Below are 23,072 nucleotides of genomic sequence, written 5' to 3'. Positions count from 1 at the left end.
CCGGAGGCGGACAGGGTCAGGCCACGGCGTCGTGCAGTCGGGCCGCCTGTTTGTCCTTGAGCGGGCCGATGACCGACAGCGAGGGCCGCTGTCCCAGGATGGCGCCGGCGATGTCGCGGACGTCGTCCGGGGTCACCGCGCCGATCCGGGCGAGCATGTCGTCGACCGACATCTGCTCGCCCCAGCACAGCTCGCTCTTGCCGATGCGGTTCATCAGCGCGCCGGTGTCCTCCAGGCCGAGGACGGTGGAGCCGCGCAGCTGACCGATGGCACGCCCGATCTCCTCGTCGGTCAGACCGTGCCGGGCGACGTGGTCGAGTTCGTCGCGGCAGATCTTCAGCACGTCGTGCACCTGCGAGGGGCGGCAGCCGGCGTACACGCCGAACAGGCCGCAGTCGGCGAAGCCGGACGTGTAGGAGTACACGCTGTAGGCCAGGCCGCGCTTCTCGCGGACCTCCTGGAACAGGCGGGAGGACATACCGCCGCCGAGGGCGGTGTTGAGCACGCCGAGGGCCCAGCGGCGGTCGTCGGTGCGGGCCAGGCCCGGCATGCCGAGGACGACGTGCGCCTGCTCGGTCTTGCGGCCGAGGAGGTCGACGCGGCCCGCGGTGCGGATGGCGCGCCGGCCGTCGCGCGGGGCGATGGGCTGGGCGTCGAAGTCCTTGAAGGCGCCCGCCTTGTCGAAGGCCGCGCGGACCTGTCGTACGACCTTGTTGTGGTCGATGTTGCCCGCGCAGGCCACGACCAGGTGCGTGGGGTCGTAGTGCTTCTTGTAGAAGCGGCGGATGCGGTCGGCGCTGAGGGCGTTGACCGTGTCGACCGTGCCGAGGACCGGGCGGCCGAGGGGGTTGTCGCCGAACATGGTGTGCGCGAACAGGTCGTGCACACAGTCGCCCGGGTCGTCCTCGGTCATGGCGATCTCTTCGAGGATCGCGCCCCGCTCGACGTTGACGTCCTCCTCCAGGATGAGGGAGCCGGTCAGCATGTCGCAGACCACGTCTATGGCGAGCGGCAGGTCCGTGTCGAGCACACGCGCGTAGTAACACGTGTACTCCTTGGCCGTGAAGGCGTTCATCTCGCCGCCGACGGCGTCGAGCGCGGAGGAGATGTCCAGTGCGCTGCGCCGGGTGGTGCCCTTGAAGAGCAGGTGCTCCAGGTAGTGCGTGGCGCCGTTCAGGGCCGGGGTCTCGTCGCGGGAGCCGACGTGGGCCCAGATGCCGAAGGTGGCGGAACGGACCGAAGGCAGGGTCTCGGTGACGATGCGCAGGCCGCCGGGCAGGGTCGTCTTGCGCACCGTGCCGATGCCGTTGACGCCCTTGATCAGGGTTTGGGTACGGGCGACGGCCCGCGCCTCCGAGGAGGTGCGGGCCGTCGCCGTGGTGCTACGAGACGTCACTTGTCGGTGTCGTCCTTGTCGTCAGAGCCTTCCTCGCCCTCGACCACGGGGATGAGGGAGAGCTTGCCGCGGGAGTCGATCTCGGCGATCTCGACCTGGACCTTCTGGCCCACACCGAGGACGTCCTCGACGTTCTCCACGCGCTTGCCGCCGGCCAGCTTGCGGATCTGCGAGATGTGCAGCAGACCGTCCTTGCCGGGGAGCAGGGAGACGAACGCGCCGAAGGTGGTCGTCTTCACGACCGTGCCCAGGTAGCGCTCGCCGACCTCGGGCATCGTCGGGTTGGCGATGCCGTTGATCGTGGCGCGGGCGGCCTCGGCGGCCGGGCCGTCGGCGGCACCGATGTAGATCGTGCCGTCGTCCTCGATGGTGATCTCGGCGCCCGTGTCCTCCTGGATCTGGTTGATCATCTTGCCCTTGGGGCCGATGACCTCACCGATCTTGTCGACCGGGATCTTCACGGTGATGATCCGCGGTGCGTTCGGGGACATCTCGTCGGGCCGGTCGATGGCCTCCATCATCACGTCGAGGATGTGGAGACGCGCGTCGCGGGCCTGCTTCAGGGCGGCGGCGAGGACCGAGGCCGGGATGCCGTCCAGCTTGGTGTCGAGCTGGAGGGCGGTCACGAACTCCTTGGTGCCGGCGACCTTGAAGTCCATGTCGCCGAAGGCGTCCTCCGCACCGAGGATGTCGGTGAGGGCGACGTAGTGCGTCTCGCCGTTGATCTCCTGGGAGATCAGGCCCATGGCGATACCGGCGACGGGGGCCTTGAGGGGCACACCGGCGTTCAGCAGCGACATGGTGGAGGCGCAGACCGAGCCCATGGACGTCGAGCCGTTGGAGCCGAGGGCCTCGGACACCTGGCGGATCGCGTAGGGGAAGTCCTCGCGGCTCGGCAGGACCGGCACGATGGCGCGCTCGGCGAGGGCGCCGTGGCCGATCTCGCGGCGCTTGGGGGAGCCCACGCGACCGGTCTCGCCGACGGAGTACGGCGGGAAGTTGTAGTTGTGCATGTAGCGCTTGCGGGTCACCGGGGAGAGGGTGTCCAGCTGCTGCTCCATACGGAGCATGTTGAGGGTGGTGACGCCCAGGATCTGGGTCTCGCCACGCTCGAACAGCGCCGAGCCGTGCACGCGCGGGATGGCCTCGACCTCGGCGGCGAGCGTACGGATGTCCGTGACGCCACGGCCGTCGATGCGCTTCTTCTCCTTGATCACGCGCTCGCGGACGAGCTGCTTGGTCAGGGAGCGGTACGCGGCGGAGATCTCCTTCTCGCGGCCCTCGAACTCCGGCAGGAGCTTCTCGGCGGCGAGCGCCTTGACGCGGTCCAGCTCGGCCTCGCGGTCCTGCTTGCCCGCGATGGTCAGCGCGGAGGTCAGCTCCGGGCGGACGGCGGCGGACAGCGCCTCCAGGACGTCGTCCTGGTAGTCGAGGAAGACGGGGAACTCACCGGTCGGCTTGGCGGCCTTGGCGGCGAGGTCGGCCTGGGCCTTGCAGAGCACCTTGATGAAGGGCTTCGCGGCGTCCAGACCGGCGGCGACGACCTCCTCGGTCGGCGCCTCGGCGCCGCCCTCGACCAGCTGGATGGTCTTGTCGGTGGCCTCGGCCTCGACCATCATGATCGCGACGTCGCCGTCCTCCAGGACGCGGCCCGCGACGACCATGTCGAAGACGGCGTCCTCGAGCTCGGTGTGCGTCGGGAAGGCCACCCACTGACCGCGGATCAGCGCGACGCGGACGCCGCCGATCGGGCCGGAGAAGGGCAGACCGGCCAGCTGCGTGGACGCGGACGCGGCGTTGATCGCCACGACGTCGTACAGGTGGTCGGGGTTGAGGGCCATGATCGTCGCGACGACCTGGATCTCGTTGCGCAGGCCCTTCCTGAAGGACGGGCGCAGCGGACGGTCGATCAGACGACAGGTGAGGATCGCGTCCTCGGAGGGACGGCCCTCACGGCGGAAGAAGCTGCCGGGGATCTTGCCGGCGGCGTACATCCGCTCCTCGACGTCCACCGTGAGGGGGAAGAAGTCGAGCTGGTCCTTGGGGTTCTTGGAAGCGGTGGTGGCCGACAGCACCATGGTGTCGTCGTCCAGGTACGCGACGGCGGAGCCGGCGGCCTGCTTGGCCAGGCGGCCCGTCTCGAAGCGGATGGTGCGGGTGCCGAAGGAGCCGTTGTCGATGACGGCCTCGGCGTAGTGGGTCTCGTTCTCCACCAGCAATTTCTCCTCGTCTTCGTCCCGGGCTGCCCGTGTGGCAGGGGGACGATGGTGGAGAAGCGCTCCGTGCGGTGCGGGCCGGTCTTCGATCGAAGCACCCGGGGCTCGCTTCCCCCCGGGGGCCACTACCGAGGACCGGCGGCGGCTTGGTGCGCCTCTCCTCTTCTTTGTTGAGCTGTGTCGTCTTCTTTGTTGTGCCGTGTCGTCCGTATTGCGTTGTGCTACCACACTACAAAGGGGTAGTGACAGTCCGCACGTTTCCGGACGTACGGCAAAGGGAGCGGTCCCGATCTTTCCGGGAACCGCTCCCTTCGAGGCGTGTTACTTGGCGCCCGCCGCACCGCGGCGGATGCCCAGGCGGTCGACCAGCGCACGGAAGCGCTGGATGTCCTTCTTCGCCAGGTACTGCAGCAGGCGACGGCGCTGACCGACCAGGATCAGCAGACCACGGCGGGAGTGGTGGTCGTGCTTGTGGGCCTTGAGGTGCTCGGTCAGGTCGGAGATCCGACGCGACAGCATGGCGACCTGGACCTCGGGGGAGCCGGTGTCGCCCTCCTTGGTACCGAACTCGGCGATGATCTGCTTCTTCGTAGCGGCGTCGAGCGACACGCGTACTCCTCATGGGTCTTCGTGAGGCCTCCGAGTGCCCCCGGTCTTCGTCTCGAGGGAGCTTCCATAACTCTGGAGGCGGGATCCGCTGGGCGCGGCCACCGGAACGCCGGACACGCCGACGGATTCCAGGGGCGCGTACACAAACGGCCGTCACCCAGAGTACCAGCCGGCGGCGGGCGTCTGTGCCGGGGGCCGGGAACCGCCCTCCACGCGCGCGTACGGCCACTAGGGTGACCTGCGGGATCACAGGCACGTCGGAAAGGGGCGCCTCGGCATGGCGGAGGAAGTGGACGCGGCCGTGAAGGCACGCAAGGAGCGCGAGCGCGACGAGCTGTACGCCCTCGACATCTCCGGCGTCGAGTGGCAGAGCGCGCCGGGCACCGAGGGCCATGAGGAGCGCGTCGAGATCGCATATCTGCCCGGCGGGGCCGTGGCCATGCGGTCGTCGCTCGACCACGCCACCGTGCTGCGCTACACGGAGGCGGAATGGCGGGCGTTCGTGCTGGGCGCGCGGGACGGGGAGTTCGATCTGGAGCCGGCTCCGGGCGAGGGCCGGGGCTGAGCGCACGCGCGGCTCCGGGCGAGGGGCGGGGCTGAGCGCACGCGCGGCTCCGGGCGAGGGCCGGGGCTGAGCGCACGCGCGGCTCCGGGCGAGGGCCGGGGCTGAGCGCACGCGCGGCTCCGGGCAAGGGCCCGAGGGTGAGCCGCCGCTCCGGGTCGGAGCCAGGCCTGAGCGCACGCGCGGCTCCGGGCGAGGGCCGGGTGAGCACGCGTGGCTCCGGGCGAGGCCGGGCTTGAGCGCACGCGCGTGCGTGCCTGCGTGCCTGCGTGCCTGCGTGCCTGCGTGCCGGGATGGGGTCTCAGCTCCGCCGCGGAGCCGGTACGGCCGGTGAGCGCACGCGCGCGTGCGGGTGGGAAGCGGGGCTCCCCACCCCGTGCGCGGTTACCTCTTGCGGGCCGCGTCGGGTTCGATGCCGACGGTCAGCCAGACCCAGGACTTGCTGCCGTCCCCGTTGTCGGGGGCGCTGGCGGACCTTGCGGCGAAGAAGACGCGGCCGTGCTCGACGATGATGTGTGCCAGTTCCGTCGAGGTGAGCGTCCAGCCCTCGGTGGGCAGGTCGAAGTAGAGGTAGGTCGACTCCTCGCCGGTGCGCGGGTCGAGGGCGACCAGGCCCATGGGCGTGATGTGGTCGCTGCTGTCGCGCAGGGCCAGGAGCTTGTCGCCGCTCATCCGCAGCGGGTGCAGCAGCGCGTTGCGGCCCGACTCGAACTTCTCCGTCGTACGCCCGGTCCTCAGGTCGAAGCCGACGATCCAGTTGTAGTTGTGGATCGTGTCGCCCTGCTCGGAGGTGGTGAGGAAGACCTGTCCGTCGCCGACCACGACGGTCGGGCAGTCGTCGGTGGCGAGCAGATCGGTCTCGTCGGCGCACTCCGCGACGTAGGCGTCGGTGGCCAGTGTGATGGTGGTGCGGTGCTTGCCCTTCTCGTCCAGGGCGAGGATGTGCGTGATGCCGATGTCGGCGGCCGCGACGGCGAGCACGGGAGGCTCGGTGGACAGCACGCGCACGTCCTGGATGCCCGCGTCCACCTTGTACGTCCATCGGGTCGCGCCCGTGTCCGGGTCGAGGCCGCGCACCTTGTACGTGAGGCCGTCGTACGTGTCGCCGGTCCAGCACTGGAGGCGCACGACCAGACCAATGCCGCCCGCGGCGCCGTGGTGCTCGCACTTGTCCGCGGAGTCGGACTCGACGCTCCAGCGGGTCTTGCCGGTGTCCATGGAGTAGGCGTCGGTGCCGCCGCCCCAGGTGACGGCCACGGTGCCGTGGGCGAGGGCGACGCCCGGCGTGTCCTGGCCGCCGCCGCTCTCCTTCGGGCTGCCCTTGCCGGTGCCGAGCTTGGAGACCGGGACCTCGCGCTGCCACACCTTCCTGCCGTCGTCCAGGTCGACGAAGACGACCTGGTTGCACAGCGCGCTCGCGTCCTCGCTCTCCCTGGACAGCACGGCCGTACGGTTTTCGCCGGTCACATCGCGGGTGACGCCGCAGATCGGGCCGTCGAGGCGGAGCTTCCACTCCTCGTCGCCGACGGCCACGTCCTTGCCGATGCGGAAGCCGATCAGGCTGCGGTTGATGCCCTTGGCAAGGATCTTGTCGGTGGCCCAGGTGCCGGGCATCTCGTGACGCTCGCCGGGGGCCATGTCGTCGGCGGAGAAGCGGAAGCCCATGACGCCGCGCTGGTTGGCGGGCCGCTTCTCGACCGTCTCGCGCACGTCGAGGCGGCCACCGCCGGCGGCGGCCGGTGCCTTGGGGTCGTCGGGCCCCGGGTCGCCGCCGCTGCCCCACCAGAGCCAGCCGCCCACGCCAAGCACCAGGGCCAGGACGACGGAGAGCCCGCCGAGCACACGCTTCCTGCGGCGCTTGCTCTGCTGCTGCTCGGCGGTCAGTGCGGATTGTGTGTAGATGGACGGGGGTGGGCCGAAGCTCACGCGAAAAGGTCCTTTTCTATGGGTGGTTGGGGAAGTGGGCGGGGGATGATCAACCCCTTACTATGCCCGCCCGCCGGTGGTGGGCACGGGGTGGGTACGGCGGCTCGGGCGTCAATACCGGTGCGGGCCGGGGAAGTTCACGATGTTCGGGATGTTCACGGATATCGACCGCTTTGTTCACCGGGTTCGTCCACTGTGCCCCGGGGTGGGTACGGAATCGGTGGGCAGGCTGTGACGCAGTGGTCAGGTGCTCAGGGGTGGACGGGCCTGCCGGGGTGCGGCAGGCGGTGATTAGGCTGGGTCCGGGCGTGACGCCAGACCCGTGGACCGGGCGTCGGCGCCCCAGGGGGAGAACCGGTGGATCGGACGACCTCGGACACGACCTCGAAGGCTTCGGAAGACGAGACATGGTCGCCCCGGCACGGCATGCGGGTACCGACCACACCAGGAGGAACTGTGAGCAGCGATCGGGACGGGATCCGCGGGGGCTGGGCGACGCCCGGCGACGACCAGCCCGACGCGGCGTCCGCCGTCGAGACGACGGGCGAGTTCACCCTCGACTACGCGCCGCCTGCCTGGTACACGCAGAACGCGGCCGGGGACGCGGCGAGTTCGCCTGCCTCGCCGGACGCGGAAGATGCGGCGGGCGGTGACGCGGTGGACGTGGCCGGTACGGCGGCTTCGGCCGTGCCGCAGGGCAGCGAGCCGGGGGCCGTGGCCTCCGGGAGTACGGGGGCGCAGGGCAGCGAGCCGGGGGCCGTTGCGTCCGGGAGTACAGGGGCGCAGGGCGCGGGCGGTGCCGGGAACGGCGGCGATGCCGGGTCCGGGGCTGGGTTCGGTGCGGCTTCGGTTCCGCCGGTGGCGCCTGTGCCGCCGGTGCCCGGGGGGCCGTTCACACCGCCCGCCGTTGCTCCGGGGGCGCCGTTCACGCCTCCTGCTCCTGCACCCGCGCCGGGGGCTCCCTTCACGCCGCCCGCGCCCGCGTCTGGTGCTCCCTTCACGCCGCCCGCGCCGGGGGCTCCTTTCACGCCTCCCGCTCCTGCGCCTGGGGCGCCCTTCACGCCGCCCGCGGGTGCCTCGCCTGAGCCGGGAGCGCCCCTTGCTCCTCCCGCCGCTGCCTCGCCCGCGCCCCGTGCGCCGTACACGCCCCCCGCTCCGGGTGCCGCGTTCCCCGCGCCGCCCGCTCCCGCGCCCGGCGGGCCGTACGCGCCGCCCGTGCCGGAGGGAGCCGGGGCGTTTCCCCCGCCGACCGGGAGCCCGATCGCCGTGCCCCGGCTTCCCGTCGGGAGCGGTTTCGAGCCGCAGCCGCAGCCGGGCGCGCCCAAGGCAACCGAGGCGCCCGAGGCTGACGCCGCGTCACCGAACGCGCTGCCGAGCCTCGCCCAGAGCGGCTCCCCGGCGTCTGCCGAGGAGCCGGAGGAGAAGGAGTCCGGCGACACCGGCAACGGGGATCTGGAGAGCGGCGCCACCATGCGCTTCTCCGCCGCCGCCCTGAGGCGGGAGATCGCGGAACGCGCCCCCGAGGCCGAGCCCGACGCCGCAGAGGTCGGCGAGGCGGAGCCGTCTCGGGAGGTGACGGACGAGGCGTCGCCGGAGCGCGAGGAGAACGTCGGTCCTTCGGACGCCGGCCTTTCGGACGCCGGTCTTTCGAACGCCGGTGCCTCCGACGACAGCGTTTCCGACGACAGCCCTGCGAGCGACGGTCCTGCCAGCGACGCCCCTTCGGGTGGCGACCTCTTGAACAACCGTCTCTCCTACGGCGATCAGGACACGGACGTCAAGGAGAGCGAGGGAGACGACACCGAACTCGCCGACTCCGGGCCCGGACCCGAGGCTGAGACCGACCCCGAGACCGAGGCCGTCACCGACACTGCCACGGACACCGACGGCGACGGCGACGGCGACGCTCCGGTCGACGAGCCTGTCTTCGCCGCCGAGGCGGTCTCGGAGACGCCGCCCGCCCCCGCCGGGGCCGAGGACGAGCCGCAGGACACCCCGCCGTACGCCGAACCCGCGGACGCCGCGCCCCTGGACCACCGCGTCGAGGACGCCGAAGACGCCCTGGGCTCCGAGGACAGCGAGCCCATCGACGCCGTCCCCGCGGACGCGGCACCCACCGAGCCCGAGCCGTCGGACGCGGTCCCCCAGGACGCCACCCCGCAGGACGCCCCCCAGGACAGCGCGCCGCAGGACGCCACGCCTCAGCAGGCCGCCCCGAGCATCCCCGCAGGCGTCCCCGGCATCTCGCCGCCCGAGTGGGCTCCCGCGCCGCCTCCGCCGTACCAGCCCGCCGCCCCCGCGCCGGCCGCGCAGTGGCCCGCCCAACCGCAGGTCCAGCCCCACGCCCAGCCCCAGGCCCAGCCCGCCGTACCTCCGCAGCCCGCGCCGCCGCGCCCCGCCGCCGCGCAGGACCAGCCTGGCGTGCCCGCCCAGCAGCCGCCGTTCCAGCCGCAGGCGCCGCAGGCCGCGCCCGCCGGATGGAACCAGCCGCCCGCCGCACCCCAGCCCGGCTACGGCTTCCCGCAGCCGCCCGCGGCCGGCGCCCAGGGCGGTTACGGCTTCCCGCAGCCCGGCATCCCCGTGCCCGCGGCCCAGCAGCCCGCCCCGCAGGCACCCCCGCAGCCGGCCCCCTCCTCCCCCACCGGTCCCCAGGCCGGCTACGGCTTCCCCCCGCCCGGTGCGCCGGTGCCCGACCACGCCGCCCAGCCCGGCGGGTACGGCTTCCCGCAGGCCCCGGCGCAGGCCCAGGCCCCCGCCCCGGCGGACACGCCTCAGCAGCCCCCCGCTCCGCAGGCGCCCCAGGCCCCGATCCCCCAGCAGGCCCAGGCCTACACCCCCCAGGAACAGCCGCAGCCCCAACAGCCCCAACAGCCGCAGGAACAGCCCCAGCCGCACCCCGCCCAGCCGCCGCACCCCCAGGCCCCCGCCGACCCCCGCGCCGGTGCCGCCTGGCCGCAGCCCATCCAGCACGACCAGCGGCAGCCCACCAACCCCGGTGCCGCGCCGCTCGGTTACACCGCCGCCGTGGAGCTGTCCTCGGACCGGCTGCTCAACAACAAGCGGCAGAAGGCGAAGAGCGGCCGCCCGGCCTCCGCGCCCTCCCGGTTCAAGATCGGCGGGAAGAAGGAAGAGGCCGAGCGGCAGCGCAAGTTGCACCTGATCCGCACCCCGGTGCTGTCCTGCTACCGGATCGCGGTCATCAGCCTCAAGGGCGGTGTCGGCAAGACGACGACCACCACCGCGCTCGGCTCCACGCTCGCCAGCGAGCGTCAGGACAAGATCCTGGCGATCGACGCCAACCCGGACGCCGGTACGCTCGGGCGCCGCGTGCGGCGGGAGACCGGGGCGACGATCCGCGACCTGGTGCAGGCGATCCCGTACCTCAACTCGTACATGGACATCCGGCGGTTCACCTCCCAGGCGTCGTCCGGCCTGGAGATCATCGCCAACGACGTCGATCCGGCCGTGTCCACGACGTTCAACGACGAGGACTACCGGCGCGCGATCGACGTGCTGGGCAAGCAGTACCCGATCATCCTCACGGACTCGGGCACCGGTCTGCTCTACAGCGCCATGCGCGGGGTGCTGGACCTCGCCGACCAGCTCATCATCATCTCGACGCCCTCCGTGGACGGTGCCTCCAGCGCCAGCACCACGCTGGACTGGCTGTCCGCGCACGGGTACGCCGACCTGGTGTCGCGTTCCATCACGGTCATCTCCGGAGTCCGCGAGACCGGCAAGATGATCAAGGTCGACGACATCGTGGCGCACTTCGAGACCCGCTGCCGCGGTGTCGTCGTGGTGCCGTTCGACGAGCACCTGGCGGCCGGTGCGGAGGTCGACCTCGACATGATGCGGCCGAAGGTGCGGGAGGCGTACTTCAACCTCGCGGCGATGGTCGCCGAGGACTTCACCCGGCACCAGCAGGCGCACGGGCTGTGGACCAACGACGGCAACCCGCCGCCGGTCGCCGCCCCGCCGATGCCGGGCGGGCCCCTGCCCGGACAGCAGCCGTACCCGCAGCAGGTACCCCAGCAGCCCGCGGCGGGCGGCGCGTACCCGCAGCAGGCGCAGGCACCCCAGCCGGGCCAGCCCTACGCCCCGCAGCAGCCGCATCAGCCGCAAGCACCTCAGGCACCTCAGGCTCCCCAGGCGCCCCAGCCCGGACAGCCGTACGCCCAGCCGTACCCGCAACAGCAACAGCAGCCGCAGCCGCAGCCGGGCCAGCCCTACCCGCCGCAGGCGGGGCAGCAGCAACAGCCCTACCCACCGCAGGCAGGCCCGCAGGGGGAGCAGTATCCGCCGCAGCAGCCGGGGCAGCCGTACCCGCCCCAGCCGCAGCAGTAGGCCGGAAAGCCGAAGGGCGGCCGGTGCCCCGCGAGGCACCGGCCGCCCTTCGGCGTGTGGGGAGCGGATGTCACTCCGCGGCGGCGATCAGCTCCCTGCACTTCTTCACATCGGCCGCCATCTGCTCCAGCAGGCCCTCCAGGGAGTCGAACTTGGCCTGGCCGCGCACGAAGGACAGGAAGTCGACGGCGACGTGCAGGCCGTACAGGTCGAGCCCGACGCGGTCGATGGCGTACGCCTCGACCGTGCGCTCGGTGCCGTCGAACTGCGGGTTGGTGCCGACGGAGATCGCGGCCGGCATGGCCTCGCCCTCGACGTGCAGCCAGCCCGCGTAGACGCCGTCGGCCGGGATGGCGGTGTGCGGGAGCGTCTCGACGTTGGCCGTCGGGAAGCCCAGTTCGCGGCCGCGCTGCGCGCCGCGCACGACGACACCCTCCACGCGGTGCGGGCGGCCCAGGATCTCGCCCGCGCCCTCGACGTCGCCCTCGGCGACCAGACGCCGGGTCAGGGACGAGGAGAAGGCCTCGCCGCCGCCCGCGCTGCCGCTGACGTACAGGTCGACGATCTCGACCTCGAAGTCGAACGTCCGGCCCTGCTCGGCCAGGAAGGCCACGTCACCGGCGGCCTTGTGCCCGAAGCGGAAGTTGGGGCCTTCGACGACGGCCTTCGCGTGCAGCTTGTCGACCAGCACCTTGGCGACGAAGTCGGCGGGCGACAACTTCGAGAACTCGGCCGTGAACGGCAGGATCAGCACCGCGTCCACGCCCAGTTCCGCGATGAGTTCGGCGCGGCGGTGGTGCGGGGCGAGCAGCGGCGGATGGCTGCCGGGACGGACGACCTCGCTGGGGTGCGGGTCGAAGGTGACGACCACCGTGGGCGAGCCCAGTTCGCGGGCCCGGTCCACGGCATGCTTGATGATGAGTTGATGCCCGCGGTGGACTCCGTCGTAGGAGCCGATGGTGACGACGCTGCGCCCCCAGTCCTGGGGGATGTCCTCCAAGCCACGCCAGCGCTGCACTGTGACCGCTCCTCGAACCCGTGTCTGACTCTTACGGATGCTTCTTATGCAGGTCTAAGGGTGCCATGCCGGGTCGCCTCGGCAGGCATCGGCATCGATCCTGTGACGGTTCGCACGTGACGAAAGGTGATCATGCGGGTACGACGGCGCCCGCGAGGTTCTCGATCATGCGTCTGGTGGCGGGCCCGACCACGCCCGACCAGTCCTGGGGAGCGTCGGTCAGCCAGCCGGTGACCTGCGTGGCGAAGCCGGGCAGATGGCGGCCCAGGTCGACCAGGGCGCGGTCGTAGCGGGTGGCGCCCTCGGGGGTGCGCACGAACAGCAGGCCGAGGCGGTGGACGAGGTCGCGCAGGCCGTCGCCACCGTGCGGGGCCGCGGCGCGCAGCAGGGCGTCCAGCACGGCCGGGTCGCGCTCACGGGCCAGCAGGTACTCGCACAGCTCGGCGCGCAGCGGGCGGGAGGCGGGGTTCCCGGGCGTCGCGATCACCCCGGCGAGGGCGGCCCGCACCGGCTCGGGGCCGTTGTCCAGGAGCCCGGTGAGCAGCGGCAGCAGCACCGGGCGCGCCTCGGGGCCCTGGTCGAGCCGCCGGTCCGCGTACGCGGCGAAGTGGCCGGCGGTCTCGGGCCGCCGCTCCACGACGTCCCGCACCAGCGCGGCCACCCGGCGGGCGGGGCCGGGGGTGGTGACGTCGGCGAGGGCGCGAAGGGATTCTCCGACATCGGCGGGCGGATGGCGTGGGACGGGGCGGGCGGCGTGGGAGAGCTCGCGTTCGGCAGCGGGCGGGACGGCGTAGGGGCCCTCGTCTTCGGCCCCCAGGCGGGCCCGGAACGCCGCGAGCACCACCTCCGGGTGGGTGTTCAGCGCGGCGAGGAGCGCGCTTGGCGGCAGGTGGGGGTCGCCCGCGGCGAAGTGGCCGAGGGCCTGCGGGAGATGCTGGGCGCGGGTGCGGGGGTCGCGGACGAGCAGGCCGAGCGCGCCGCCGTGCAGGGTGCTGTCGGCGGGACGGGTGAGCAGGGCGAGGGCGGCGTAGCGCAGCAGGGCGCGGTCGGCGTCGGTACGGACGTGCGGGGCGGCGGCGAGGCCGTAGGTGACGGCCGCGACCCGCCGTGCGGGGCGTTCGTCGTGCGCCCATCGGTCGACGGCCCGGCACACCGCCGACGGCTCGTCCTCCGCCAGTACGGCCAGCAGTTCGTCACCGCGTCGGTGCGCGGCGTCGACGAGCACCTCGGTGAGGTCGTCCAGCGCCCGGTGCCGGTGCGTGTGCAGCAGCGCCTGCGCGGCCCGCGCGACGGTGGCGTGCGGGGTCGCGGGCAGCGGCCGTTCGTCGTCGAACCACCGGATCAGCTGCGGCTGTACGGCGGTGGCGTCGGCGGCGAGCAGCCGTGCGGTCGCGTCCAGGTACCGGTCGCCGGTGCCGCTGTCGTGCTCGGCCGGGGCGGGGTCCGCGAGGACCAGGCGGCGCAGCAGGTCGAGGCGGTCGGTGTCGGCCAGCCGCAGCGCGGTCCAGAAGCCGGGGCCGAACTCCCGTGACACGGGCCGTCCTTGACGTCGCCAGTCCACGACGGTGTCGGCGAGCAGCCGCAGCACCGGCGTGTACGGCGTGGCGTCCGGCACCCGGAGCAGGACCTCGGTGAACAGCCGGGCGGGCCACCAGGAGTCCGGGTCCGCGTCCAGGGCGTGGGCCAACTCGTCGAGTGTCGCGGCGAGCCGGCCCGTTCCGTGCTGGCGGGCGAGGAACAGCAGGGCCTGGACGACGGGTCCGACGCGGTGGTGCGGGACCGGGACGGGGTGGGCGGTGTGCGGGCTGCGGCGGCGGTGCACCAGGGCGCGCAGGGCCTCGTCGAGGTCGAGGTGGGTGCCCTGGATCCAGTCCGCGAGTTCCTCGTGGGCGAAGCGGTAGCCGCCGCCCGCCGGCACGAGCAGTCCCTCGGTGAGCACGGCGGAGGCCCAGCCGGTGCCGCCGCCGAGCCGGGCGGGGGCGGGGCCCCAAGGGAAGACCGCCTCGAAGGACGCGCGGTCCAGTTCGCCCTGTCCGGGGCCGAGGCTGCGCCGGGCCGCCTCGTGCACCTGGCCGGCCACACGGGCCGCGAGACGCCGTACGGCCGTGCCGCGCAGTCCGTTCTCGGCGGCGAGCCGGACGGCGACGCGCAGGCACATCAGGTCGAGCCAGGCGGCGAGGACGTCGTCCCGGTCGACTCTCGGGGTCGGGGCGTCGGGCAGCGCGGCCCGCACCTCGGACAGCAGGCGCAGGGTGAGCGGGTGCCGGGCGTCGGCCTCGGCGAGGGCTCCTTCGGGGATGCCGTAGCGCGCTCGGGCCCGACGGGCCTCGTCGGCGGTCAGGTCGCCGAGACGGAGGCAGGGCGGGAGCGAGGGCTCGTCGGGGGCGGGGGCCGGCGCGTCGGCGTCGGCGGGCGTCCTGCCGGTATCGGCGGCGAGCGGCCCGCCAGTGTCAGCAGCGGGCGGCCCGCCAGTATCGGCGGCGCGCGGCCTGCCAGTTTCGGCAGCGCGCGGCCTGCCAGTTTCGGCAGCGGGCCTTCCGGCACCCGCTTCGGACCCCCTGGCGCCAGCGGCAAAGCTCCCGACGCCCGCTTCAGACCCTCCCTCCCCCGCAGCAAGACTCCCAGTGCCCATTTCCGACCCCCCGGCGCCCGCAGCAAAACTCCCAGCCGGGCCGGCGGACGGCGACCCAGAGCCAGCGTCACCGGACGGCCCCCCGGCATCCGCGCCCCCACCCACACCCGCACCCCCACCGGCACCCGCACTCGCACACCCACCCCCACCGGCACCCGCACTCGCACACCCACCCCCACCGGCACCCGCACTCGCACACCCACCCCCACCGGCACCGGCACCGGCACCGGCACCGGCACCGGCACCATGCAACAGCTCCGGCGGAAACTCCGCCCCCGCGCTCTCCCAGTACTCCGCCCGGCACGCCACGACCAGCCGTGCGCCGGTCTCCCGCAGCCACTCGGCGGTGCCCTCGGTCCAGGCGGGCAGCCAGTGGGCCAGGACGGGCGGCATCTCCTCGGGACCGTCCAGGAGGAGCAGCAGGGGCCGGCCGGCCGATCGGGCGGCGCGGGCCAGGTGTTCGGGGGTGGTGTCGTCGAGGCCGGCGGTGAGGCCGGTGGCGGAGGCGTGCAGGATGCGGACGGCCCGGGTCAGGGTGCGGCGCACGGCGTCAGCCACCGAGGTGTCCGTGTCGCGCAGGTCGGCGCCCCGCAGCCACAGGGTGGGGGCCGGTTCGGGGCCCCGGTGCCGACGGGCGGCGAGGGCCGCCAGTTCCGTCGTCCGGCCGCTGCCGGGTGCCCCGACGAGGCCGAGGACGACGGCGGGGCCGTGGGCGAACGCGGCGAACTCCGCCGCCGTGGCGGCCCGTTCGACGGGTTCGGTCGTGTCGGTGTCGCCGGGGCCGCCCGCGTGGCCCGCGAGCGCGGCGGGCGGACCGTCGGAGCCGACGGAGGTGGCGGTGAGTTCGAGGACGCCCGCGAGGTTGAGGTCGGTGCCGTAGGCGGGCACGGTGGCCGCGTTGCGGGCGAGGACGTCGGCGAGCGGACCGTCCGGGGCAGGACGCAGCGCGACCGCGAAGCCCGCGTCCCGGCCCTCGCGCCGCAGGGCCGTGCCCAGTACGCCGATCACCGTGCCGGTCGCGGCGTCCAGCACAGGCCCGCCGGCCGCTCCCCCGCCGAGCCGCAGCGCGTCCCGGCCCGCGGTGCCGATCGCGAGCTCCAGGGCGTCGCCCAGGGCGTGGAAGCGGTCCGTGGCCGTGTACGTCGCACGGGTCGCACCCAGTACCCGGGCCTCGCGCCAGCAGCCCGCGGCGAGCCGTACGTACGTCCCGGCGTCGACACGGTCCCGCGCGGTCACGGGAAGCGGGTCCACGCCGAGCCCCTGGGTGCGGACGAGGGCCAGGTCCAGCGCGGGCAGCGGCGTGACGGCCTCGGCGGCGACCACACAGGAGCGGCCCCCGGCCGCGCGCAGGACGAGGCGGCGCAGGCCGTCGACGGCCTCGTGACTGGTGATCAGGGTGCCGTGGTGGTCGGCGAGGAAGCCGAGGCCGCGCGGCCGTCCGGCGAGGTCGTGCACCTGGACGAGAACGTCGTCACGGGCGGTTCCGGGAGGCGGCGGCGCCTGCCCGTCACCGCCGTACGGCTCACAAGGCGTCGTGTCCGACTCACCCCGCGCCACGCCCCGAGGCGTCCCGTCCGGCGTGGTGTCGGCCCGCCGGCCCCCTGCCGCCATGGCCGAACCTCCCCGCCTCGCGCGCGTGCCCTGTCCTCGACGGTAGGGGCGCGGTGATCAGGCGGACAGATCGCGCGGTGAACGCGCCCCCCTGCGCTCCCCCGGTTCACTCCGAGCGCCTGCCCGGACGGGTGAATCGACGGGGAGGACTGGATAGACCTAGGGGCGGGGGAACCGAGGGGGGACCGTGGAGCGGCGACAGGATGCCCCGTGATCGCCGCTCCACGGGCGTCGGCCCGGGCACGCTCGGCCGACGCCCTGCCCGGGTCCGGGCCGAGGCGATGTGGAGGTCAGCCGAAGACGGCCAGGCTCTTGGCCTTGCCCTTGTGCTCCTCGACGAGCACCAGGAAGTGCCCTTCGGGGTCGAACACGGCCACGGGACCGGAGCCCGTGTACACGTCCGGCATCTCCAGGCGTACGCCGTTCAGCAGCAGCCGGGCCCGCTTGGCGTCGATGTCCCAGCGCGGGAACGCGGCAGCGGCGGCCTCGGCGACCGGCATGACCGTGAGGTCCTGTTGGAGCTGGTCGAGCGTCCTGGCCGCGTCCAGCTTGTACGGGCCCACCCGGGTGCGGCGCAGAGCGGTGAGGTGGCCGCCGACACCGAGGTCGGCGCCCAGGTCGCGGGCGAGGGCGCGGATGTAGGTGCCGGAGGAGCAGACCACCGACACGACCAGGTCGCGCACGGCCGTACCGTCCTCCGCGACCGCGTCGCGCACGTCGTACACGGCGAAGGACGAGACGGTGACCGGGCGGGCCGGGATCTCGAAGTCCTCGCCGTCGCGCGCCCGCTTGTAGGAGCGCACGCCGTCGATCTTGATGGCGCTGACCTTGGACGGCACCTGCATGATGTCGCCGGACAGCTTGGCGATCCCGGCGTCGATGGCCTCGCGGGTGACCTCGGAGGCGTCGACGGACGCGGTGACCTCGCCCTCGGCGTCGTCGGTGACGGTCGTCTGGCCGAGCCGGATCGTGCCGAGATATTCCTTCTCGGTGAGGGCGAGATGCCCGAGGAGCTTGGTCGCCCGCTCCACGCCGAGGACGAGCACGCCGGTCGCCATGGGGTCGAGCGTGCCGGCGTGGCCGACACGTCGGGTGCGGGCGATGCCGCGCATCTTGGCCACGACGTCGTGCGAAGTGAAGCCCGACGGCTTGTCGACGATGACAAGGCCGTCGGGCGTGCTGGGCTTCTGGCTCATTCGGCGGCGTCGTCCGTCTCGTCGGTCGCGATGTCCGCCTCGTCGTCGGATTCCGGCTTCTTGTACGGGTCGGCCTCACCGGCGTACGCGGCGCCCGCGGAGGCCTCGCGCACCTTGGCGTCGGACTGGCGCGCCTTGTCGAGGAGGTCCTCGATGGTGCGCGCGGTGTCCGGCAGGGCGTCGGCGACGAAGGCCAGGGTCGGGGTGAACTTCACCCCGGCCGCGCGTCCGACCTCGGAGCGCAGGATGCCCTTGGCGCTCTCCAGCCCGGCCGCGGCGGCCTTGCGCTCCTCCTCGTCCCCGTACACGGTGTAGAAGACGGTCGCCTCCCGCAGATCCCCGGTGACCCGGGTGTCCGTGATGGTGACGTGCGAGCCGAGCCGCGGGTCCTTGATCCCGCGCTGGAGCTTCTGGGCCACCACCTCTCGGATGAGGTCCGCCAGCCTCTTAGCCCGCGCGTTGTCGGCCACTGGTCCGTCTCCTTAAGTGTCTTGCTTCTTGCTTCAGTCTTCGTCGCTGTGGAGTCTGCGTCGAACCGAGAGCAGTTCCACCTCGGGCCGTGCGGCCACCAGCCGCTCGCAGCGGTCCAGCACGTCTCCGAGATGTCCCGCGTCGCCCGAGACGTACGCGAGCCCGATCTCGGCCCTGCGGTGGAGGTCCTGGTGGTCGGTCTCGGCCGCGCTCACCGCGTACTTGCGCTGGAGCTCGGCGACGATCGGACGGACCAGGGAGCGCTTCTCCTTGAGCGAGTGGACGTCGCCGAGGAGCAGATCGAAGGACAGAGTCCCCACATACATGTGTGTGTCCGGATGTCCCGCCGGTTCGGGGTACGGGCGCCTCAGCGCGGCGCCGATACGGGAACCGTACACGCAACGGCCGGGGCCGATCGACGGAAATACTCTCCGCCGACCGGCCCCGGTCGCGTGTCAGGTCACACGCGCGGCTTCTCGCGCATCTCGTACGTCGCGATGACGTCGTCGACCTTGATGTCGTTGAAGTTTCCGAGGTTGATACCACCCTCGTAGCCTTCGCGGATCTCGGTGACGTCGTCCTTGAAGCGACGCAGGCCCTCGATGTTGAGGCTCTCCGCGACCACCTTGCCGTCGCGGATGAGGCGCGCCTTGGTGTTGCGCTTGACCTCGCCCGACCGGATGAGCACACCGGCGATGTTGCCCAGCTTGGACGACTTGAAGACCTCGCGGATCTCCGCCGTACCGAGCTCGACCTCCTCGTACTCCGGCTTGAGCATGCCCTTGAGGGCCGCCTCGATCTCCTCGATCGCCTGGTAGATGACCGAGTAGTACCGGACGTCCACACCCTCGCGCTCGGCCATCTGCGCCGCGCGGCCGGCCGCGCGGACGTTGAAGCCGATCACGATGGCGTCGGAGCCCATCGCCAGGTCGATGTCGGACTCCGTGACCGCACCGACACCGCGGTGCAGGACGCGGATGTCGACCTCTTCGCCGACGTCCAGCTGGAGCAGGGAGGACTCCAGGGCCTCGACGGAGCCAGAAGCGTCACCCTTGATGATCAGGTTCAGCTGCTGGACCTCGCCGGCCTTGAGCACCTTGTCCAGGTCCTCCAGCGACACGCGGCGCGTGCGCTTGGCGAACGCGGCGTTGCGCTCACGGGCGGCGCGCTTCTCGGCGATCTGACGGGCCGTACGGTCCTCGTCGACCACCAGGAAGTTGTCGCCCGCACCCGGGACGTTGGTCAGGCCCAGGACCTGGACCGGCGTCGACGGGCCGGCCTCGGCGACGTTGTTGCCGTTGTCGTCGAGCATGGCGCGCACGCGACCGTAGGCGTCGCCCACGACCATCGTGTCGCCGACCCGCAGCGTGCCTCGCTGGACGAGGACCGTCGCCACGGCACCGCGGCCGCGGTCGAGACGGGACTCGATCGAGATGCCCTGCGCGTCCTGGTTCGGGTTGGCCCGCAGGTCGAGCGAGGCGTCGGCCGTGAGGACCACGGCCTCCAGCAGCGAGTCGATGTGCAGACCCTGCTTGGCGGAGATGTCGACGAACATCGTGTCGCCGCCGTACTCCTCGGCCACCAGGCCGTACTCGGTCAGCTGACCGCGCACCTTGGTCGGGTCGGCGCCCTCGACGTCGATCTTGTTGACCGCGACGACGATCGGGACGTCGGCCGCCTTGGCGTGGTTGAGCGCCTCGACCGTCTGCGGCATGACGCCGTCGTTGGCCGCGACGACCAGGATCGCGATGTCGGTCGACTTCGCACCACGGGCACGCATGGCGGTGAACGCCTCGTGACCCGGGGTGTCGATGAAGGTGATCTTGCGCTCTTCTTCGTTGACCTCGGTGGAGACCTGGTAGGCACCGATGTGCTGGGTGATGCCACCGGCCTCGCCCGCGATGACGTTCGTCTTGCGGATGGCGTCGAGCAGGCGGGTCTTACCGTGGTCGACGTGACCCATGACGGTCACGACCGGCGGACGCACGACCAGGTCGTCCTCGTCGCCCTCGTCCTCGCCGAACTCGATGTCGAAGGACTCGAGCAGCTCGCGGTCCTCCTCCTCCGGGCTGACGATCTGAACCGTGTAGTTCATCTCGCCCGCGAGGAGCTGGAGGGTCTCGTCGGAGACGGACTGGGTCGCGGTGACCATCTCGCCGAGGTTCATCATGACCGCGACGAGGGACGCCGGGTTGGCGTTGATCTTCTCCGCGAAGTCGGTGAGCGACGCACCGCGCGACAGGCGAATGCTCTCGCCGTTGCCGCGAGGCAGCATCACGCCGCCGACCGACGGGGCCTGCATGGCCTCGTACTCCTGGCGCCTCTGCCGCTTCGACTTGCGGCCACGACGCGCGGGACCACCGGGACGGCCGAAGGCACCCTGCGTGCCACCACGGCCACCGGGACCGCCGGGACGACCGCCGAAGCCGGGACGGCCAGCGCCGCCACCGCCACCGGGACCGCCGCCGAAGCCGCCGCCGCCACCGGGACCACCGGGACGACCGGCGAAACCGCCGCCGCCACCCGGACGGGCGCCACCGCCGCCACCGGGACGGCCGGCGAAGCCGCCGCCGCCGCCGGGACGACCGGCACCGCCGGGACGACCGGCCCCGCCGGTGCCCGGACCACGACCGCCGCCGGGGCCGGGACGCGGGCCGGCAGCGGGACGCTGCGGCATCATGCCGGGGTTCGGACGCGGGCCGCCGGGGCCACCGCCGGGACGGGGACCGCCCTGCGGACGCGGCATCGAGCCCGGAGTCGGACGCGCGCCACCGGGAGCCTGGGGACGAGGACCGCCGCCCTGGGCGCCGGGCGCCTGCGGACGAGGACCGCCGCCGCCACCGGGAGCACCCTGGCCGCCGGGACGCGGAGCGCCCTGCGGACGGGGCGCCTGGGGGCGCGCCATGCCGGCGTTGCCGCCGGAGGTGAAGGGGTTGTTGCCCGGACGCGGACCGGCCGGACGGGCACCGCCCGGACGCGGAGCCTGGCCACCGGCGCGCGGACCACCCTGGCCCGGACGGGCCGCCTGGCCCTGACCGGGGCCGGAGGGACGGGCACCGGGCTTCGGACCACCCGGACGGGCTGCCGCGGGACGCGGAGCCTGGGCGGCGGCCGGAGCCGGGGCGGCTGGGACGGCCGGAGCGGCCGGCGGAGCGGTGAACTCCGGAGCCGCCGGGGCGGGACGCGGCGCGGGCTTCGGGCCCGGCGTCGGGCGCGGACCGGAGGCCGGCGCCTGTGCGGCGGGAGCCGCGGGTGCCGCTGCGGGTGCCGCGGGGGCAGCCGGAGCCGCGGGCGGGGCCGCAGCGGGCTTGGGGGCCGCCGGCCTCGGACCAGCCGGACGGGCCGCCTGCACCGGAGAGGGTGCGGCGGGCTTGGGGGCGGACTTCCTGGGCGCGGCGGACTTGCCGCCGCCCTGGAAGGCGTCAGTCAGTTTGCGCACAACGGGCGCCTCGATCGTCGAGGACGCCGATCGGACGAATTCACCGAGTTCCTGGAGCTTGGCCATGACGACCTTGCTCTCCACACCGAACTCCTTGGCGAGTTCGTAGACCCGGACCTTAGCCACTTCGCTCCTTTGAGGTCCGGGTTGCGGCCGGACCGTCGCTAGTTCATGGGCGTACTCATCGCGTACTCATCGAGTGCTCATCGCAATCTCGACCTGCTTTCGACTCGCGAGGTACCAGGCCGCACGGCGGGTTCCGTACGGCACGTCTTACGGTGTTGCCTGCTCGGCAACGATCGTCTGCTCCACGTATCGGCGCAACGCCTTTGTGTCGAGCGCTCCCGGGGCGCGCAGTGCCCGCGTGAACGCCCGGCGGCGGACCGCCTGGTCGAGACAGACGAGGGCGGGGTGCACATAAGCACCCCGGCCGGGCAGCGTACCGCGTGAATCAGGGACACATTCGCCCTTGATCGCCACGATGCGCAGCAGACCGGTCTTGGCCGCTCGCTCCCGACACCCCACACAGGTGCGTTCAGGGCATGCTCGGGCGTGCGTCCGGCCAGACACAGTTAAGTCTACCTCCCCGTGCCGACCTCACCCTTTTGGGGCAAGAATCGAACGGCTGTTGTCGTGATCTCAGCGGCGAGCGGCTGGGAACTATTCCCCGGGCTGCTCGGTGTCGGGGCGGATGTCGATCCGCCAGCCGGTGAGCCGGGCAGCGAGCCGGGCGTTCTGCCCTTCCTTGCCGATCGCCAGCGACAGCTGGTAGTCCGGCACGGTCACCCGCGCCGACCGGGCCGCCAGGTCCACGACCTCGACCTTGGAGACCCGGGCCGGGGACAGGGCGTTGGCCACCATCTCCGCGGGGTCGTCCGACCAGTCGACGATGTCGATCTTCTCGCCGTTCAGCTCACCCATCACATTGCGCACCCGGCCGCCCATGGGGCCGATGCAGGCACCCTTGGCGTTCAGGCCCGAACGGGTGGACCGTACGGCGATCTTGGTGCGGTGGCCGGCCTCGCGGGCGATGGCGGAGATCTCCACCGAGCCGTCCGCGATCTCCGGCACCTCCAGGGCGAAGAGCTTCTTCACCAGATTGGGGTGCGTGCGCGAGAGGGTGACGGACGGACCGCGCACGCCCTTCGCCACCCGGACGACGTAACTGCGCAGCCGCATGCCGTGCGGGTAGGTCTCGCCCGGCACCTGCTCCTGCACCGGGAGGATCGCCTCCAGCTTGCCGATGTCGACGAGCACGTTCTTCGGGTCGCGGCCCTGCTGGACCACTCCGGTGACGATGTCGCCCTCACGGCCGGCGTACTCGCCGAGCGTGGCGTCGTCCTCGGCGTCGCGCAGCCGCTGCAGGATCACCTGCTTGGCGGTGGTCGCGGCGATCCGGCCGAAGCCGGACGGGGTGTCGTCGAACTCGCGGGGCTGCTGGCCCTCTTCGAGATCCTCCGGATCCTCCTTCGCCCACACGGTCACATGCCCGGTCTCCCGGTTGAGCTCCACGCGCGCGTGTCGGCGGCTTCCCTCGGTGCGGTGGTAGGCGATGAGGAGGGCCGATTCGATCGCCTCGACCAGCAGGGAGAACGAGATCTCCTTCTCCCTGACCAAGCCCCGCAGGGCGCTCATGTCGATGTCCACGG

General features: G+C 72.8%; 14 protein-coding genes. 2 read left to right on the top strand and 12 right to left on the bottom strand.

The window, feature by feature from the left end; genetic code table 11:
* Positions 1-16: 16 nt before the first annotated feature.
* The 3 genes from ABZZ79_RS26345 to rpsO form a co-directional block, all read right to left on the bottom strand.
* The gene (locus ABZZ79_RS26345; protein ID WP_356692650.1) at positions 17-1,396 is read right to left on the bottom strand and encodes a pitrilysin family protein; all 1,380 of its coding nucleotides are present in this window, start codon (positions 1,394-1,396) and stop codon (positions 17-19) included.
* Positions 1,393-3,609: a polyribonucleotide nucleotidyltransferase gene (locus ABZZ79_RS26340; RefSeq protein WP_356692648.1), complete on the bottom strand. Its 2,217-nt coding sequence runs from the start codon at positions 3,607-3,609 to the stop codon at positions 1,393-1,395. Before ABZZ79_RS26340 ends, ABZZ79_RS26345 begins: the two co-directional genes overlap by 4 nt.
* A gap of 324 nt (positions 3,610-3,933) precedes the next feature.
* Positions 3,934-4,221 carry a 30S ribosomal protein S15 gene (gene rpsO, locus ABZZ79_RS26335; protein ID WP_356692646.1) on the bottom strand — a complete coding sequence of 96 codons (288 nt, stop codon included), beginning with the start codon at positions 4,219-4,221 and terminating at the stop codon, positions 3,934-3,936.
* Positions 4,222-4,498: 277 nt separating this feature from the next.
* On the opposite strand from rpsO, the gene ABZZ79_RS26330 reads away from it, so the two are divergent.
* A complete protein-coding gene (locus ABZZ79_RS26330) occupies positions 4,499-4,786 on the top strand; it encodes a DUF397 domain-containing protein (RefSeq protein ID WP_356692644.1) in 288 nt (95 codons plus the stop codon).
* A 381-nt stretch (positions 4,787-5,167) separates the two neighbouring features.
* Here the strand turns inward: ABZZ79_RS26330 and ABZZ79_RS26325 are convergent, their stop codons facing one another.
* The gene (locus tag ABZZ79_RS26325; protein ID WP_356692642.1) at positions 5,168-6,709 is read right to left on the bottom strand and encodes a PQQ-binding-like beta-propeller repeat protein; all 1,542 of its coding nucleotides are present in this window, start codon (positions 6,707-6,709) and stop codon (positions 5,168-5,170) included.
* A 426-nt stretch (positions 6,710-7,135) separates the two neighbouring features.
* Between ABZZ79_RS26325 and ABZZ79_RS26320 the strand changes: the two genes are divergently transcribed.
* On the top strand, positions 7,136-11,056 hold the full coding sequence (locus ABZZ79_RS26320; RefSeq protein ID WP_356692678.1) for an SCO5717 family growth-regulating ATPase: 3,921 nt from the start codon (positions 7,136-7,138) through the stop codon (positions 11,054-11,056).
* A 70-nt stretch (positions 11,057-11,126) separates the two neighbouring features.
* Here the strand turns inward: ABZZ79_RS26320 and ABZZ79_RS26315 are convergent, their stop codons facing one another.
* The 8 genes from ABZZ79_RS26315 to nusA all read right to left on the bottom strand — a co-directional run bounded on the left by ABZZ79_RS26315 (position 11,127) and on the right by nusA (position 23,070).
* On the bottom strand, positions 11,127-12,074 hold the full coding sequence (locus ABZZ79_RS26315; RefSeq protein ID WP_356692640.1) for a bifunctional riboflavin kinase/FAD synthetase: 948 nt from the start codon (positions 12,072-12,074) through the stop codon (positions 11,127-11,129).
* A 130-nt stretch (positions 12,075-12,204) separates the two neighbouring features.
* Positions 12,205-16,317, bottom strand: coding sequence for a serine protease (locus tag ABZZ79_RS26310; protein ID WP_356692638.1), 4,113 nt, complete (start codon positions 16,315-16,317; stop codon positions 12,205-12,207).
* Positions 16,318-16,607: 290 nt separating this feature from the next.
* The gene (truB, locus tag ABZZ79_RS26305; protein WP_356692636.1) at positions 16,608-17,513 is read right to left on the bottom strand and encodes a tRNA pseudouridine(55) synthase TruB; all 906 of its coding nucleotides are present in this window, start codon (positions 17,511-17,513) and stop codon (positions 16,608-16,610) included.
* On the bottom strand, positions 17,510-17,983 hold the full coding sequence (gene rbfA, locus ABZZ79_RS26300) for a 30S ribosome-binding factor RbfA (protein ID WP_356692634.1): 474 nt from the start codon (positions 17,981-17,983) through the stop codon (positions 17,510-17,512). Before rbfA ends, truB begins: the two co-directional genes overlap by 4 nt.
* A gap of 33 nt (positions 17,984-18,016) precedes the next feature.
* Positions 18,017-18,310: a DUF503 domain-containing protein gene (locus ABZZ79_RS26295; protein ID WP_356692632.1), complete on the bottom strand. Its 294-nt coding sequence runs from the start codon at positions 18,308-18,310 to the stop codon at positions 18,017-18,019.
* Positions 18,311-18,444: 134 nt separating this feature from the next.
* Positions 18,445-21,549 carry a translation initiation factor IF-2 gene (gene infB, locus ABZZ79_RS26290; RefSeq protein ID WP_356692630.1) on the bottom strand — a complete coding sequence of 1,035 codons (3,105 nt, stop codon included), beginning with the start codon at positions 21,547-21,549 and terminating at the stop codon, positions 18,445-18,447.
* Positions 21,550-21,696: 147 nt separating this feature from the next.
* Complete coding sequence (locus ABZZ79_RS26285) at positions 21,697-21,993, bottom strand: YlxR family protein (protein ID WP_356692628.1); 297 nt, start codon at positions 21,991-21,993, stop codon at positions 21,697-21,699.
* Between the two features lie 90 nt (positions 21,994-22,083).
* The gene (gene nusA, locus ABZZ79_RS26280; RefSeq protein WP_356692626.1) at positions 22,084-23,070 is read right to left on the bottom strand and encodes a transcription termination factor NusA; all 987 of its coding nucleotides are present in this window, start codon (positions 23,068-23,070) and stop codon (positions 22,084-22,086) included.
* Between the last annotated feature and the right edge of the window lie 2 nt (positions 23,071-23,072).

It is taken from the genome of Streptomyces sp. NPDC006458 (assembly GCF_040612135.1).
In the GTDB taxonomy this organism is placed as follows: Bacteria; Actinomycetota; Actinomycetes; order Streptomycetales; family Streptomycetaceae; genus Streptomyces.
Note: the sequence above shows the minus strand (reverse complement) of the source record. Positions and strands in the feature narration are given on the sequence as shown.

Coding starts and splice junctions, on each gene's coding strand:
- ABZZ79_RS26330 (WP_356692644.1), top strand. CDS start 4,499: ATGGCGGAGGAAGTGGACGCGGCCGTGAAGGCACGCAAGGAGCGCGAG.
- ABZZ79_RS26320 (WP_356692678.1), top strand. CDS start 7,136: ATGCGGGTACCGACCACACCAGGAGGAACTGTGAGCAGCGATCGGGAC.
- ABZZ79_RS26310 (WP_356692638.1), bottom strand. CDS start 16,317: ATGGCGGCAGGGGGCCGGCGGGCCGACACCACGCCGGACGGGACGCCT.
- truB (WP_356692636.1), bottom strand. CDS start 17,513: ATGAGCCAGAAGCCCAGCACGCCCGACGGCCTTGTCATCGTCGACAAG.
- ABZZ79_RS26295 (WP_356692632.1), bottom strand. CDS start 18,310: ATGTATGTGGGGACTCTGTCCTTCGATCTGCTCCTCGGCGACGTCCAC.